The sequence below is a fragment of the Janthinobacterium sp. GW823-FHT03B06 genome (genome assembly GCF_058796955.1).
On the sequence record NZ_JBXAJE010000001.1, the window covers coordinates 407,448 to 422,542 of the forward strand.

Sequence of the window (15,095 nt, forward strand, 5' to 3'; positions counted from 1 at the left end):
GAGCATCATGCACCAACTCGAATGCGCATGCGCGCAATGCCGGCAGCGGGCCGGCGCCGCGTTTGAAGTGCTGGAATTCGGCCCGGACTGGCCCGGCAAGGGGGCGGCGCCGGCCGTCTTGAGCGAAGAGGAGGAATTGCAGCTGGCCATGGAATTGCTGGAAGTGGCCAGCGAGGAGGAACTGGAGCAGTTTCTCGGCAAGGTCTTCAAGAGCGTATGGAAGGGCGTCAAGAAAGTGGGTTCCACTATCGCCAAGGTGGCCAAGCCCCTGGGCGGCGCCTTGAAGGCCGTGGCCAAGACGGCTTTGCCCTTCGTCGGCGGCGCTCTCGGTTCGATGATACCGATACCGGGCGTGGGCACGGCGCTCGGTTCCGCCCTGGGGCGCGCGGCCAGCGATGCGCTGGAGCTGGAAATGGAAGCCGAGGCGCCGGCCGAGCGCGAACTGGAGATGGCGCGCCGCTTCGTGCGCATCGCGGGGCAGGCGGCCCGTCTGGCGGCCGACGGCGATGGCAGTGCGCGCGCCGTCGAGAGTGCGCTGACGCGGGCCTTGCATCAGCAATTGCCGCATTTCCGCTCGCCTGCGCCGCAGCAGGAAGAGGAAAGCGGGCGCTGGCGCCGACGCGGCAACCGCATCGTCGTCATGGGCGACTGGAACTGAGCGCAGGGAGGCGGGCATGGCGCTGGTCATCGATAGTCACTGCCATGCGGGGCCAGGCGACGGCTTGAGCGGGCCGTGGGACAGCGATGCGCCGCTGCACGCCTACCTGCGCCGGGCCCAGGCGGCCGGCATCGCCCGCAGCGTGCTGTTCGCCGCCTTCCACTCCGATTATGCGATTGCCAACCACGGCGTGGCGCGCCTGGCCGCTTCCGATCCGCAGCGTTTTTATGGCTTTGCCTTCGTGCATGCGCGGCGCGACCGGGGCCGCATCATGGACCTGGTGCGCACGGCCGTCGAACGCTATGGTTTTGTCGGCATCAAGGCGCACCGCTTTGACGCGCGTATCAGCGGCGAAGTGTGCGACGCGGCCCGTTTCTTCGGTCTGCCCGTGCTGTACGACCCGGCCGGCGAGGTGGCCGTGGCCGAACTGCTGGCGCAGCAGTATCCCGACGTCAACTTCATCCTGCCCCACCTGGGCAGTTTCGGCGACGACTGGGCGGCCCAGCTGGCGCTGATCGACCATCTGGTACGCCACCGCAACATCCATACGGACAGCTCGGGCGTGCGCCGCTTTGATTTACTGGAACAGGCCGTGCGCCGTGCCGGGCCGCACAAGGTCTTGTTCGGCTCGGATGGCCCCTGGTTGCATCCGGGGCTGGAATTGCACAAGATTCACTTGCTGGGCTTGCCGCCGCTGGATGCGGCGCTGATCACGGGCGGCAATTTTTTGCGGCTGGCGGGGCTGGCGTGAGACAGATCACAGGGCGGCTGGCGTGGCCAGCGGTGTCGCGGCAGTAGCGGCTTGCGCCGTGCAGGCGGCCGCCTTGCGGCGTATCTGCAGGGCGCGGTCCGTCACACCCAGGCGGGCGGCGGAGCGCTGGTTGTTGCCGTGTTCCTCGGCCAGCACCAGGCGGATGGCCACGTCGGCGGCGCAGCGTGTGATGTGCGACAGCTTGCAGCCTTGGGCCAGGGCCCGCCGCACGGCCGCCTCGAAATGCTGGTCGGGCCAGGCCGGCGCCAGCAGCCGTTCCTCGGGCGGCAGGGCGCCGATGGTGATGGGGCCGGGGCCGCAATGGCGGTGCCAGATGCGCGTGACGGTCTGGCGCAGTTCGCGCACATTGCCCGGATAATCGCGCAGCAGCAGATATTCGCGCACGGCGGCGTCCAGCGGGGGCGGCTCTTGTTGGGCCAGTTCAGCGAGAAAATGCCGGGCCAGCGGCAGGATGTCGTCCTGGCGCTCGCGCAGGGGCGGCGTCTGGCAACGCCAGCCGGCGATGCGGTAATACAGGTCGGCGCGAAAGGCGCCGCGCGCCACTTCGTCTTCCAGTTCGCGGTTGGTGGCGCAGACGAGGCGAAACTGGGTTGGCTGCCAGGTATTGCCGCCCACGCGCTTGTATTTGCGTTCCTGGATGGCGCGCAGCAGCTGGGCCTGCAGCGGCAGCGGCAGTTCGCCTACTTCATCGAGGAAGAGCACGCCGCCGTCCGCCAGGGCAAAAGCGCCGTCGCGCGCGGCCGCCGCGCCCGTAAAGGCGCCCCGTTCATGGCCGAACAGTTCGCTGCCCGCCAGTTCCGGCGACAGGGTGGTGCAGTCGAGGACGATGAAGCCGCCGCTGCAGTTGCCGAGGCGGTGGACCAGTTGCGCCAGTAAATCCTTGCCCGTGCCCGTTTCACCCATGATCAGCATCGACGCCTGGCTGAAGGCGGCCATTTCCACCACCTGGTGCAGCAGGGCGCTCCAGGCGGCGCTGTCGCCCACCAGCTGCCGGCGCACGGCGCTGGAGGCCAGCAGCTGCGCCACGGCTTGCCAGCGTTGCAGGCGCGCCAGCACCGGGCCCGCATCGACGCTGCCCGCCGGCCACAGCAGCACGTCGAGCACGCCTGCCGCCATCAGCGCGCGTTGTTGCGCGCAGCTGGGGGACTGGCCGCAGGCGGCAATGGCCAGTACGCGGGCATGGCAGCACAGCGCCGGCAGTGCTTGCAGCAGCGCGGCATCGGCCTCGGCAAACAACACGATGCCCGCTGCATCCTCCTCACCTTCGTGCCGCCGGGCTATAGTTACCTGAGCCTGCTTCAAGGCCGTCATCAGCAAGGCGCCACTGCCAGCCGCCGCCTGCTGCACGATTTCCAGCCACACCTTGAGCATCATATGCCAGCCATCACAGGGCACGAGTCGCCCATCTTAGAAGCCCGATACCCCAGCCGTTTGATCTGGCGCAAGCGTGCGCGGTAGCCTGAAATGAAAAACGCCGCCTGACTCACATCAGGCGGCGCTATTGAATGACGTACAACAAACGTCAGAATTAACCGTTTTTAACGAACGTCACGACGGTTCATCCAATCGTAGCGAGCGGAAGCGAATTGTGGCCGAGAAGCGCAACCGTACTGAAGTACGGTGAGCATCGCAGGCCGCAAGTCGCGACGCGCAGCAGATTGGATGAACTGTTACTGACGGACGCAGTCGACGAAGTAACCACGCTTGCCATCGACCTCGCGTTTCACCAGACCATGCACATCCGTCTCGAAGCCCGGGAAGCGCTCGTTGAAGTCGCGCGCGAAGCGCAGGTAGTCGACGATGGTCTTGTTGAAGCGCTCGCCCGGGATCAAGAGCGGGATGCCTGGTGGATACGGCGTCAGCAGGATGGACGTGATGCGGCCTTCCAGTTCGTCGATGGCCACGCGCTCGATTTCGCGGTGCGCCATCTTGGCGAACGCGTCCGACGGCTTCATGGCGGGGATCATGTCCGACAGATACATTTCCGTCGTCAAGCGCGCCACGTCGTACGCCTTGTAGAAATCGTGGATTTGCTGGCACAGGTCGCGCAAGCCCATTTTTTCGTAGCGCGGGTTGGCCGCCGCGAATTCCGGCAGGATGCGCCACATCGGCTGGTTCTTGTCGTAGTCGTCCTTGAATTGCTGCAACGCAGTCAGCAGGGTATTCCAGCGGCCCTTGGTGATGCCGATGGTAAACATGATGAAGAACGAGTACAGGCCGCATTTTTCAATGATGACGCCGTGCTCGGCCAGGTATTTGGTGACGATGGACGCGGGGATGCCCGTGTCGCCGAACTGGCCGTCCAGCGACAGGCCCGGGTTGACGATGGTCGCCTTGATCGGGTCGAGCATGTTGAAGCCGGGAGCGAGGTCGCCGAAGCCGTGCCAGTCATCCTCGGCGCGTATCATCCAGTCTTCCTGCTGGCCCATGCCTTCGTCGTTGAAGGTGGACGGACCCCACACCTGGAACCACCAGTCCTGGCCCCATTCCTGGTCGATCTTCTTCATGGCGCGGCGGAAATCGAGCGCTTCCATGATCGACTCTTCCACCAGGGCCGTGCCGCCCGGCGCTTCCATCATGGCCGCTGCCACGTCGCACGAGGCGATGATGGAATACTGGGGCGAGGTCGAGGTGTGCATCAGGTAAGCCTCATTGAAGGCGTCCTGGTCCAGCTTGACCGTGTCCGATTCGCGCACGAGGATTTGCGAGGCCTGCGACAGGCCGGCCAGCAATTTGTGCGTGGACTGGGTCGAGAAGATCATCGATTCCTTGGCGCGTGGACGGTCCTTGCCGATGGCGTGCATATTCTTGTAGAAATCGTGGAAGGTGGCGTGCGGCAGCCATGCTTCATCGAAGTGCAGGGTGTCGATCTTGCCGTCGAGCATTTCGCGCAGGGTTTCCACGTTGTAGATCACGCCATCGTAGGTCGATTGCGTGATGGTGAGAATGCGCGGCTTCTTGTTCTTCGCTTCGCGCGCGAACGGGTTCGCCTCGATCTTGCGGGCAATGCTTTCCGGCGTGAATTCATGCAGCGGGATGGGGCCGATGATGCCCAGGTGATTGCGCGTCGGCATCAGGAACACGGGAATCGCGCCGCACATGATGATCGAGTGCAAGATTGACTTATGGCAATTGCGGTCGACGACGACGATGTCGCCCGGTGCCACGGTCGAGTGCCACACCATCTTGTTCGAGGTCGACGTGCCGTTGGTGACAAAATAGCAATGATCGGCATTGAAGATGCGCGCCGCATTGCGCTCGGACGCGGCGACAGGACCCGTATGGTCGAGCAGCTGGCCCAGTTCCTCGACGGCGTTGCAGACGTCGGCGCGCAGCATGTTTTCACCGAAGAACTGGTGGAACATCTGGCCGATCGGCGACTTCAGGAAGGCTACGCCGCCCGAGTGGCCGGGGCAGTGCCACGAGTAGGAGCCGTCGTTGGCGTAGTGCACCAGCGCGCGGAAGAACGGCGGCGACAGGCCGTCCAGGTAGGATTTCGCTTCGCGGATGATGTGGCGCGCGACGAATTCCGGCGTATCTTCGAACATGTGGATGAAACCATGCAGTTCGCGCAGGATATCGTTGGGGATATGGCGCGAAGTGCGCGTCTCGCCGTACAGATAGATCGGGATATCGGCGTTCTTGTAGCGGATTTCCTCGACGAAGGCGCGCAGCGATTTCAAGGCATGGTCGGTTTCCTCGATGGAACCGCCGCCGAATTCTTCATCGTCGATCGACAGCACGAAGGCTGACGCGCGCGATTGTTGCTGGGCAAATTGCGACAAATCGCCGTAGCTGGTCACGCCCAGCACTTCCATGCCTTCTTTTTCCATTGCGGCGGCAAGGGCGCGAATACCCAGGCCGGACGTATTTTCAGAACGGAAATCCTCGTCAATGATGACGATGGGGAAACGAAATTTCATGCATGTCTCCAAAAAAGCAAGCCGCCCCTGACAGATGTGAAGGGGCGGACTAGGGCGCGACGGTCAGGCGGTCGTACAACCCGGCAGCCGCAGAAAAAAAATAAGAACGGGATTCTCGCAGAAATGCGGCGTCTGCGGGAAAAAAATATCGCATCAAAGCGTCACAAGCGTACGCTAGCGTGACGCATGGGTGTGACAGGGGTATTACAGCAGCATGCTGGCGATCGACATCACCTTATCAGGCTTTGCGTTCCAGCGTGACAAAGGCGTAAGGCAGGCCGGATTTCTCCGAAACATGGGCCTCGCGCGCGGTTTCTTGCCACACGGCATGGTCAAGGGCAGGGAAGAACGCGTCGCAATCAAAGGTCTGGCCGATTTCCGTGATGATCAAGCGCTGGGCCAGGGCCAGTGACTGCCGGTAAATCTCGGCGCCGCCGATGACATAGCCTTCGGCGCCATCGAGCAGGGCGATGGCCGCTTCCACCGACGGCACCGCTTCCACGCCCTCATGGCGCCAGTCGGCATTGCGCGTGATGACGATGTTGCGGCGGTTTGGCAGCGGCCGGCCGATGGAATCGAAGGTCTTGCGGCCCATGAGGATGGGGTGGCCCGTCGTCAGGCGCTTGAAATGCGCCAGGTCTTCCGGCAGTTTCCACGGCAAGCTGTTGTTGATGCCGATGCCGCCTTGCTGGTCGGTGGCGACGATGATGGTCAAATGGCTCATTGCTTCTGTCAAAGTGGTGGGGGCATGGCCCGATGCCCGTCATTATCGTTGAAATTGCCGGCAGCCTCCAGATGCGCACGCATGGCTTGCGCCAGCTCGCTTGGTGCTTCCAGCGGAATCATGTGGCCGGTGTTGTCTTTTAGTAAGTGCAAGGTGGCTTGCGGCAGGCGGGCCGCCATGGCGCGCAAATCGTCGGGATGGACGAGCTTGTCGTCTTCGGCGCCCACGATCAGCACGGGGAAATCGAGTTCCGGCAGGCGTGCCATCAGGTCGGGGCGGTCTATCGTGGTGATGAATTGCGCCAGCAGCACGTCCTTGCCCAGGTCCAGGCCCATTTGCCGGATCAGGCCCGTGATGGCGGCATCGTCCAGGTGCGACGGGTGCAGCAGTTCACGCAGGCGCTGGCGCGTGATGCCCGCATAGGCATTGCGCTCGAGCATGGCGACGATGCGCTGGCGCGCTTCGATTTCCGCCGGCAGCAAACCTTTGGCGGAATTGGCGATCAAAGTCAAGGATTGCACGCGTTGCGGGTGCGCCAGTGCGTGTTCGAGCGCCAGGTAGGCGCCCAGCGAAAAGCCCACCAGGTGGGCTTGCGGCGCACTGTGGCTGGCGATCAGCTCCTGCATTTGTGGGCGCGTGCGTGCCTGGTGCAGCGGCACGTGCCGTAGATCGAAGGCGTCGCCCAGGGCAGGCGCCAGGCGTGACCACAGGCGTTCATCGCACAGGGTGCCGGGGATGCAGTCGAGTTGTATCTTCTTATTGTGCAAAGACAAGCCCGGGTTCAAGTCGCTCATGAGGGTGAAAATTTTCGTCGAGCGGCATTATCCGTCATTTTGCGTATTGGGACAGCCGTACGGCATTTTCCGCATGGCATTATTTTCAATAGTGTGCCGCTGACAAGCAGGAACTTTATGGTAGGCTCATGGCTCATCAAGCCGGGGTACCGGCGACGTGACCTGAAACACCGAATGCAACCCACACATTAAAGAGGAAACACCATGGCGATCAGTTTGCAAAAAGGCGGCAATGTCAACTTGAGCAAGGAAGCTCCTGGCTTGAAGAAAATCGTGATTGGCCTGGGCTGGGACCCGCGCGCCACCGATGGCGCCGCTTTCGACCTGGACGGCAGCGCCTTCCTGCTGAAAACGGATGGCAAGGCCCGTTCCGACGCTGATTTCATTTTTTATAACAATCTGAAGTCGGCTGACGGCTCCATCGTCCACGCGGGCGACAACACCACGGGCGGCGGTGACGGCGACGACGAGAAAATCGCCGTCGACCTGGCCAACGTGCCGGCCGACATCGACAAGATCGCCGTGGCCGTCACCATCCACGATGCGGAAAACCGCAAGCAAAACTTCGGCATGGTCGGCAAGGCCTACATCCGTTGCCTGAACGGCGACAACGGCACGGAAATCGCCCGCTACGACTTGTCGGAAGACGGCTCGACGGAAGCGGCCATGATCTTCGGCGAAATCTACCGCGCCGGCAGCGAATGGAAATTCAAGGCCATCGGCCAGGGTTTCAAAGGCGGCCTGGGCCCCTTGGCACGTTCTTTCGGCATCAACGCCTAATAACACCTGTCAAAACCTACTGCGCGTCGCGATTTGCGGCCTCCGATGCTCACTGTGCTAAAGCACAGCTCCGCGTCTCGGCCACAACTCGTTGCCGCTCGCTACGGTTTTGTCAGGCGTTGCAATGTAAAAAAGCGGCCCATGGCGGCGTTGCGTCGCCATGCACGTTCCGTACTATTCGTACTGTCTTCGGACGACGCGCCTTGCCCTGGGTCGTTGTCCGAAACTTTCACATCTGAATACATCATCCCATGGAAAACCTGATCAAGGGGCAGCGCCTGGCGCTGTCCGGCCTCGTCACGGGCAACGTCGTGCAACTGGGGCTCGCCAGTGCCGGCGTGCCGCTGGATTTCGCCTGTTTCGGCCTCGATGCCGCCGGCAAATTGTCCGACGACCGCTACATGACTTTCTTTAACCAGCCGCGCACGCCGTGCGGCGGCGTGGAAACATCGGCGCCGTCCGGCGATGCGGCAGGCTTCAGCTATCAGCTGGACCGTTTGCCTGCTTCCATCGAGCGCCTCGTCGTCACGGCCGCCATCGATGGGGCGGCCACCATGGCGCAGCTCGGCAGCGGCTACCTGCGCCTGCTCGACGGCGGGCGCGAACTGGCCCGCTTCGCCTTTGCCGGGTCTGATTTTTCGCAAGAAAAAGCCGTCATGCTGGGCGAGTTCTACCGCAAGGACGGGGGCTGGCGCTTCATGGCCGTGGGCCAGGGTTTCAATGGCGGCCTGGACGCACTGGTCGCGCATTTCGGCGGCGAAGTGGCCCAGGCGGCGGAACCGGCGCCGGCACCCAAGATTTCCTTGTCGAAAATTTCGCTGACCAAGGCGGGGCAGATGCACAAGGTGTTGCTGGAAAAGGGCGCGGGCGCGCCGGGCAAACTGACCGTCAAGGCCACCTGGGTCGATAACGGCGATGGCGATGACGATAACGACGATCTCGACTTGCGCGTCGGTATCCTCTTGCCGAACGGCCAGATGCGCTTTATCCAGGCACCGGACGCGGCCGGCAACTTCGACAGCATGCCTTTCGTGCGCCACCTGGGCGACGTGGCGGGCGCATCGGGCAAGGAGCCTGCCACGGAAACGGTGGAAGTCAATCCTGCGCTGGCGCAGCATTACGGCGGCACGGTGGGTCTCGTCTTCAGCGTGTATTCGGCGGTGGCCAATGGCGCCGTGTCGGTGGCCTCCATGCGGCCGAAGATGGTCATGCAGTATGGCCAGCAGATCGTCGAGTGCGACTTCGATTTCCGCCTGTCCAAGGCGGCCGAGGACGATTCCGTCTACACCTATGTAATCGGCATGGCGCGCGTCACGCCCGACAGCATCATCCTCGAGCCGTCCGGCAAGACGTCGGAGCCCGGCAGCGAAGCGACGCCGTGGCTGAGCTGGCAGGGCGAGAATCTGCAGCTGGCCTTCAACGGTCCCGTCGTCTTCAAGGGCGAGGACAAGGAAGATGAAGATGATTGCAATGCGGACAATCCACGCCGCTATATCGCCTAGGAGACACTGATGGAAACCTTGTCCAAGGGTCAGCGTCTGCCGCTGGCCAATCTCGTTCCCGATGGCGTCTTGCAGGTCGGCGTTGCCGCCCAGGGCCTGGCGCTGGACGTGGCCTGTTTCGGCCTCGATGCCAACGGCAAGCTATCCGACGAGCGCTACATGACTTTTTTCAACCAGCCGCGCACGCCGTGCGGCGGCGTGGAAGCGCGCGCCGGCAGCGGCGGCGACATGGCCGAGTTTGCCTTGCAGCTGGCGCGCTTGCCGGCCGGAATCAACCGCCTCGTCGTGACGGCTTCCATTGATGGCGGCGGCGTGATGTCGCAACTGCAATCGGGCCACGTGCGTTTGCAGGCGGGCGGGCGCGAGCTGGCCCGCTTCGCGTTCGCGGGCAGTGATTTTGCGCAAGAAAAAGCCGTCATGCTGGCAGAAATTTACCGCAAGGATGGCGGCTGGCGCTGCATGGCCGTGGGCCAGGGCTTCAATGGGGGCCTCGATGCGCTGGTGCGCCACTTCGGCGGCGAAGTCGACCAGGCCACTCCTGCCACCCCTGCCGCGCCTGCGCAGGCTTCGGCCGTCATGCAGGCAAAGATCAATCTGGAAAAGCGCGTCGAACGCGAGGCACCGCAACTGGTGAGCCTGGTCAAGCAGGCGGGCGTGTCCTTGCAAAAAGTGGGTTTGTCGGAGCACCGCGCCAAGGTCTGTCTGTGCCTCGATATTTCCGGCTCCATGGGACGGCTGTACAAAGAGGGGCTGGTGCAGCGCTTTGCCGAGCGCATCCTGGCGCTGGGCTGCAAGTTCGACGACGATGGCGAGATCGACGTTTTCCTGTTCGGCAAGAACGTCCACCATCCGGCACCGATGGCCTTGAGTAACTGCAATACCTACGTAGGCCAGGCCATACAGCGTCATCCGCTCGAAGGCGACACGCGCTATGGCGCCGCCATGCAGGCGATCCGCGCGTTTTATTTCCCAGACAAGGCCGGCGGCGAGCGCACGCGTCCCGTCGCGGCCGAGCTGCCCGTGTACGTGATGTTCGTCACCGATGGCGGCACCAGCGACCAGGCGACAACGGAGAAACAGTTGCGCTGGGCCAGTAACGAGCCCATCTTCTGGCAATTCATGGGCATCGGCAAGGGACGCAAGTCGAAAAGCAAGTTCCTCGCCGCCTTTGCCGATTCCGACTTCCCGTTCCTGGAAAAGCTCGACGAACTGCAGGGTCGCCTGGTCGACAACGCCAATTACTTTTCCGTCAGCTCGCCCGACGAGCACAGCGACGCAGAACTGTATGATTTATTGATGACGGAATATCCGGGCTGGCTGAAACTGGCGCGCGGCCATGGCTTGCTGAGGTAACGTAAAGATAGCGCAAAGGTCATCGGATGAGGCTGTACAGCCACAAGTGCAAGAGATTTGTAAATTGAAGTAAATAACAATGGTTCGCATTTGCTTTGCTCCTTGCAATCGTGGCATGCTTGGCATGTGCTCTCACGCTGCGGCGTAGTGCCTCATCCGTAGCGTCTCGATTATCTTTTAGCCAAATGCATAAACTTCTTTTCCATTGCCTGGCGGGCGGCAGCCTGCTCGTCTCCGGCGCCGCTGTCCAGGCGCAAACCGTCACCGGTGACAATGCCGTCAAGCCGGCGCCGGCCGCCGGGTCTCCGCCTTCCGTCAGCGTGACGGCCGAACGTCCCACGGGCCGCATCGACCGGCAAGTCTACGACGTCAAGTCCGACGTCGGCAGCACCAATGGCACGGCGGCCGATGCCTTGAACAATGTGCCGTCGGTGGCCGTCGATCCCGATGGGTCCGTCTCCCTGCGCGGCAGCAGCAATGTGCAGATATTGATTGATGGCAAGCCGTCGGCCATGTTGCAAGGCGATGCGCGCGGCGCCACCCTGAACGCCATGGCCGCCGACGATATCGAATCGGTGGAAGTGATCAACAATCCCGGCGCCCAGTTCGGCAATGAGGCCGGTGGCGGCCCGATCCTGAACCTGGTGATGCGGCGCAACCGCAAGCCGGGCGGCTTTGCCACCGTCAACGCGAATGCGGGCATCGCCGGACGCTACAACAGCTCCGTCTCCGGCACCTATAACGAAGGGCCGTGGGGCTACCAGGGCGGCATCAATGTACGCCATGACGGCCGCAATTCCGTGGCCGAGGTCAGCCGCGAGCGCCTGGAACGTGGCACGGGCGCGTTCGCCCCCAGCAGCCAGCAGTCCACCAGCAATGGCTTGAACGACTCGCTGGGCTTGCACGGCACCGTCAATTACAACCTGAACGCCAATGACACCCTGGCCGCCAGCGTGTCGTATAACGTGCGCAGCAACGACCAGCGCTCGCTCGACCGTTACCTCAATGGCGACAGCACGGGCAGCACCATCGGAGACTATGTGCGCAGCACCGTGCGCAACGGTGACAGCCGCAACTACAGCTGGGGCGCGCGCTACGACCACAAGGGAGCGTTGCCGGGCGAAACCCTCAAGATCGATCTGCGCGTGTCATCGTCGACCAACGAGAGCGACAGCGATTACGCCAATACCTACGCGGTCGCGCCCGTCAACACCTTCGACAGCCGCGCGCGCCAGCACAGCGAGACGGGCAACCGCATCGTCGACTTCAGCGGCGACTACGAGCGTCCGCTGGCGGGCGGCACGGCCAAGCTCGGCTACAAGGTGGCCGACAACAAGAGCAGCTTCGACACCCTGTACACGGACATCCATCCGATCAGCCTGCTTGCCACCGTCAACTCCATGCGCAGCAACCGTTTCGAGCTCGACGAACGCACCATCGCGCTGTACGGTTCCTACCAGATGCGCCTGAGCGAGCGCTGGGGTGCGCTGGCAGGCTTGCGCGCCGAATACACGGACTTGAACGTGCGCCAGATCACCAGCGGCGTCGAGGCCGGCAACAACTACGTCAACTACATTCCCAGCCTGTTTGCCACGTATAAGGTCAGCGACGAGAGCAACCTGCGCTTCAGCTATGCGCACCGCCTGCGCCGCCCGAGCGCGGGCGACCTGAATCCGTACGTGATCTACCGCGATGAGTTCAATGTGTCGGCCGGCAACCCGAAGCTGAAACCCACGCAGACGGATTCGTTCGAGATCGGCTATGAAACCAAATTGTTTGGCCTGGAAAGCAGCTTGCGTGCCTACCACCGGCGCGACACGGATGCCATCGTCGATTACCGCTATTTCATCAGTGACAATGTGCTGCTGACAACGCGGGAAAACGGCGAGGGCAGCCATTCGAGCGGCCTGGAGTTCAGCGTCAGCGGCAAGCTCACGCCATCGTTGACCTTGAACACGAGCGGCAACCTGGCGCGCAGCCAGCAGACGAGTTCCGACGACCTGGGCAACCGCAGCACGCGCACGGCGAATGCCCTGAGCGGCCGCGCGCGCCTCAATTACCAGATCAACCCGGCCAACCAGCTGCAGCTGGCCCTGCAAATGCAGGGCAAGATGCTGTCGGGACAGGGCTACCGTTCGCCGAACAACACCTTGAACGTGAGCTGGCGCCACACGGTGACGCCGCAGCTGAGCCTGGTCATGAATGTGACCGATGTGTTCAGCAGCAACAAGATGGAAACCGTCATCAACAGCGCTTCCTTGCGCGAGATGAGCACGCGGCGCTTCGATGGACGCATGATTTACGTGGGGCTGTCGTACCGCCTGGGCGGCGCCACGTCGGCGGCGAAAGAGGGCGAACGGGAACCGCGCTTCGGCCCGCCGGGCGGACGGGGGGCGGGCGGCCCAGGCGGTCCCGGCCCGGGCGGACCGGGAGGCGAAGCAGGCTAGGCGGCTGCCGCGATCTCGTTCAGGAAGTCGATGAAACTGTCCGCATGGCGCTCGAAGCGCCATGCGCCCATGCCGTGTTCGGCCGTGTACACGGGCGCATCGCCGCCGGCAATGGCGCCCAGGTCCAGGCAATATGGATCGGCGCCCGCGTCGGCGATCACCAGGTATTGTTCCGGCCAGCCGTCGATGGCGGCGCCGCTGACGGCATCCCAGGCGTAACCGGACTGGGCCTTGACCAGTTCGGCCGCGCCGTACAGGCTCAAGCCCTGGAAATACTGTGGGCTGTCGATCAACACCCGCAGCGGCGAATGGCAAGCCAGGAAGCGCCGGTACTGCTCCGGCAAGGCCCAGCGCTGCGCGATGCCGGCCATGTCGGCGGCGCTGGCGATGGTCAGCCAGTTCGATGGCCGCGCCAGGTCCTGCTCCTTCTTGCGCCGGGCCGCCAGTTTTTTCTCCAGCCTGGCGGCAGCCTTTTCCAGCGGCGTGCGCGGCTCATCGAGCGCCGCGTGGGTGGCCGGCGCCGCATGGCCTGCGCCATCCGGGTAGCCATCGCGCTGCCAGGCCTGCACAGCCACCAGTCGCAGCTGCTCTTCCTTCCAATGGCCGGGATCGTACGGCAAACCGGCATCGAAAGGCTGGCGGCTGAAGACGGCCAGGCTTTTCACGGCCTTGGCGCGCACGCTCAGCTTGGCATTTTCCGCAGTGGCCAAGGCCACGAGCGGAGCATACGCCTCCTTGCCCATGCTTTTGAGCATGCCATCCACGCCCCAGTAGGCGAGGCCGTCCATATCAAGGCTCCAGCTGAAAAAATCGCCGTATTCTCCCGGTTCGGCCAGGGCGACGATATCCGTCATCAGGAAGGCGCGCCAGTGCAGCAACTGGCCTTCCCTGGCGTAGGCGGTCAGGATAGCGAGCACGGCTTGCCGCTCGTCGGCCGCATGCTTTTTCAGCAACCGGTCTTTCAGCTTGGAAAACTTAACGCCGTCCGTTTCGTCAAACAGCTTGCGGTGCAGCGCCGCCAGCGGTGCGACCGCCATCAGACGGCCATCGCCGCCTTGATCGGCGCATGGTGTTCATAACCTTCCAGCGAGAAATCCGACGGTTCGATCTTTTCCAGCCATTCCGGTTCGTATTTGCCCGTCTTCGCGTAATCGGGCACGCGGTCGGAAATGACAAACTTGGGCGCCGGGAACGGCGTGCGCTTCAATTGTTCTTCCACCATGTCGAGGTGGTTTTCATAGATGTGCGCGTCGCCGATGAAGTAGGTGAACCAGCGCGGCGTGTAGCCCGTCAGGCGCGCCACCAGGTGCAGCAGGGCCGCGCCTTCGGCGATGTTGAACGGCGTGCCCAGGCCGATATCGTTGCTGCGCACATATAAACACAGCGAAATTTCGCGCGTGCTGGCGTTCGGGATGAACTGGTACAGCAAGTGGCAGGCGGGCAGGGCGACGGCATCGAGCACGGCCGGGTTCCAGCCGTGGAACAGGATGCGCCGGCTGCCTGGATTGGTCATGATGGTGTCCAGGCATTCGCGCAACTGGTCGACGGCCTTGTACAGCAGCACTTTTTGCACGCCGTCCTCGACGATGGGGGCAACCAGGGTAAAACCGTTCGCTTGCGCGTCGGCGATTTGCGCGGGCTGGTCGGCGTCGAGCAGCTTGTACGCAGGCCATTGACGCCATTGCACGCCATACACGGGACCGAGGTCATCCTCTCCTTCGCGGTAGGGATTGGCCAGCCATTGCGCATTTTCATTGGCGTTCTGGTCCCACACCTTGCAGCCCAGCGCGCGGAACTCGGCCGCGTTGCGCGAGGCGCGCAGGAAGGCGCACAATTCGCCGATCACGGATTTGAAAGCCAGTTTCTTGGTCGTGACGGCAGGGAAGTTGCCGTTGGCCAAGTCGAAACGCATCATGGCGCCCGGCACGCTCAGGGTGCGGATGCCCGTGCGGTTGTCTTGCCAGCTGCCCGTTTCGAGCACGGTCTTGATCAAATCTTGATATTGCTGCATGTATTTCTCCAACGGTAAGGATGGTGATTGTAACGCAGGCGCGACAGGCGGTCTGCGGGCTGCATACATAATTGCGCGGCCGGCTTACCTGTAAACATGACTCTGTGGTAATTTGTGTGTCCTTGAAGAAA

At 63.0% G+C, this 15,095-nt stretch carries 12 protein-coding genes; 6 read left to right on the plus strand and 6 right to left on the minus strand.

Annotated features, from left to right (window positions below; translation table 11 throughout):
• Positions 1-7: 7 nt before the first annotated feature.
• On the plus strand, positions 8-658 hold the full coding sequence (locus AC1RBA_RS01880) for a hypothetical protein (RefSeq protein ID WP_139143845.1): 651 nt from the start codon (positions 8-10) through the stop codon (positions 656-658).
• 16 nt (positions 659-674) lie between these two features.
• Positions 675-1,409 (plus strand): amidohydrolase family protein, encoded by a 735-nt coding sequence (locus AC1RBA_RS01885; protein WP_240453383.1) that lies wholly within the window; start codon positions 675-677, stop codon positions 1,407-1,409.
• A 6-nt stretch (positions 1,410-1,415) separates the two neighbouring features.
• On the opposite strand, the gene AC1RBA_RS01890 is transcribed toward AC1RBA_RS01885, so the two are convergent.
• From AC1RBA_RS01890 to AC1RBA_RS01905, 4 genes are all read right to left on the minus strand, one after another.
• Positions 1,416-2,804, minus strand: a complete 1,389-nt coding sequence (locus AC1RBA_RS01890; RefSeq protein ID WP_492416257.1) for a sigma-54-dependent transcriptional regulator — start codon at positions 2,802-2,804, stop codon at positions 1,416-1,418.
• 296 nt (positions 2,805-3,100) lie between these two features.
• On the minus strand, positions 3,101-5,353 hold the full coding sequence (locus tag AC1RBA_RS01895; protein WP_070224452.1) for an arginine/lysine/ornithine decarboxylase: 2,253 nt from the start codon (positions 5,351-5,353) through the stop codon (positions 3,101-3,103).
• Positions 5,354-5,591: 238 nt separating this feature from the next.
• Positions 5,592-6,077, minus strand: a complete 486-nt coding sequence (locus AC1RBA_RS01900) for a dihydrofolate reductase (protein ID WP_492416259.1) — start codon at positions 6,075-6,077, stop codon at positions 5,592-5,594.
• Positions 6,078-6,085: 8 nt separating this feature from the next.
• On the minus strand, positions 6,086-6,871 hold the full coding sequence (locus tag AC1RBA_RS01905; RefSeq protein ID WP_492416260.1) for an alpha/beta fold hydrolase: 786 nt from the start codon (positions 6,869-6,871) through the stop codon (positions 6,086-6,088).
• Between the two features lie 204 nt (positions 6,872-7,075).
• Between AC1RBA_RS01905 and AC1RBA_RS01910 the strand changes: the two genes are divergently transcribed.
• The 4 genes from AC1RBA_RS01910 (at position 7,076) to AC1RBA_RS01925 (ending at position 12,953) form a co-directional block, all read left to right on the plus strand.
• A complete protein-coding gene (locus AC1RBA_RS01910) occupies positions 7,076-7,651 on the plus strand; it encodes a TerD family protein (RefSeq protein ID WP_070291613.1) in 576 nt (191 codons plus the stop codon).
• Between the two features lie 251 nt (positions 7,652-7,902).
• Positions 7,903-9,153, plus strand: coding sequence for a TerD family protein (locus tag AC1RBA_RS01915; protein ID WP_492416262.1), 1,251 nt, complete (start codon positions 7,903-7,905; stop codon positions 9,151-9,153).
• Between the two features lie 9 nt (positions 9,154-9,162).
• Positions 9,163-10,506 carry a VWA domain-containing protein gene (locus AC1RBA_RS01920; RefSeq protein WP_492416264.1) on the plus strand — a complete coding sequence of 448 codons (1,344 nt, stop codon included), beginning with the start codon at positions 9,163-9,165 and terminating at the stop codon, positions 10,504-10,506.
• 185 nt (positions 10,507-10,691) lie between these two features.
• The gene (locus AC1RBA_RS01925; RefSeq protein WP_492416266.1) at positions 10,692-12,953 is read left to right on the plus strand and encodes a TonB-dependent receptor domain-containing protein; all 2,262 of its coding nucleotides are present in this window, start codon (positions 10,692-10,694) and stop codon (positions 12,951-12,953) included.
• Here AC1RBA_RS01925 and AC1RBA_RS01930 read toward each other — a convergent pair.
• Both AC1RBA_RS01930 and AC1RBA_RS01935 read right to left on the minus strand, forming a co-directional pair.
• Entirely contained in the window at positions 12,950-13,990 is a 1,041-nt protein-coding gene (locus AC1RBA_RS01930) for an SMI1/KNR4 family protein (RefSeq protein ID WP_492416267.1), read from the minus strand. The genes AC1RBA_RS01925 and AC1RBA_RS01930 overlap by 4 nt on opposite strands.
• On the minus strand, positions 13,990-14,964 hold the full coding sequence (locus AC1RBA_RS01935) for a thymidylate synthase (protein ID WP_070291618.1): 975 nt from the start codon (positions 14,962-14,964) through the stop codon (positions 13,990-13,992). The genes AC1RBA_RS01930 and AC1RBA_RS01935 overlap by 1 nt, the downstream gene beginning before the upstream one ends.
• Positions 14,965-15,095 lie beyond the last annotated feature (131 nt).